Consider the following 708-nt stretch of genomic DNA (forward strand, 5'->3'; position numbering starts at 1 on the left):
CAGCACGTCGGCGCGTTCGTCGTCGCCGGGCGGCGGCATTGCCGACAAGTCGGGCGCCTCGGCGAGCGGCATGGTCCTTGGCGGGCGAGTGCCAGCCAGCGGTGCCAGCGCGCCCAGAATGTCGGCCGCTTCGGTGACGAGCGTGGCGCCGTCCTTGAGCAGCGCATTGCTGCCGGCGGCACGCGGGTCGAGCGGCGAGCCCGGAACCGCGAAGACCAGTCGGCCCATCTCGCCGGCCAGCCTGGCGCTGATCAGCGAACCCGAGCGCTGTGCGGCTTCGACCACGACGAGCCCAAGCGCAATGCCGGCGACGAGGCGGTTGCGGCGCGGGAAATCCTGCGCTCGCGGCTGCCAGCCGAAGGGCATTTCCGAAACGATGGCGCCGCCGCGCTCGGCGATGTCGTCGCACAGACCGGCATTTTCCGGCGGGTAGGGCACATCGAGGCCGCCGGCCAGCACTCCGACCGTGCCGGTCGAAAGGCTCCCCTGATGCGCCGCGGTGTCGATGCCGCGTGCGAGGCCGGAGACGATGGCGTAGCCCTCGCGACCGAGGTCGCTCGCCAGCATTCTCGCCATCTTGATGCCGGCGAGCGAGGCGTTGCGGGCGCCGACGATCGCCACCGCAGGGAGACGGAACACCGCGCCTTCACCCTTCACCGCCAACAGCGGCGGCGGGTTGTCCAGGGTCTTCAGCAAAGCGGGATAGTC

General features: G+C 71.2%; 1 protein-coding gene. It reads right to left on the reverse strand.

The window, feature by feature from the left end:
• Positions 1-708, reverse strand: a 708-nt coding sequence (gene dprA / locus EOA60_RS35750; protein WP_128312769.1) for a DNA-processing protein DprA, incomplete at both ends; no start/stop codon positions are given.

This window comes from Mesorhizobium sp. M1A.F.Ca.IN.020.06.1.1 (assembly GCF_004023265.1).
Classification (GTDB): Bacteria; Pseudomonadota; Alphaproteobacteria; order Rhizobiales; family Rhizobiaceae; genus Mesorhizobium.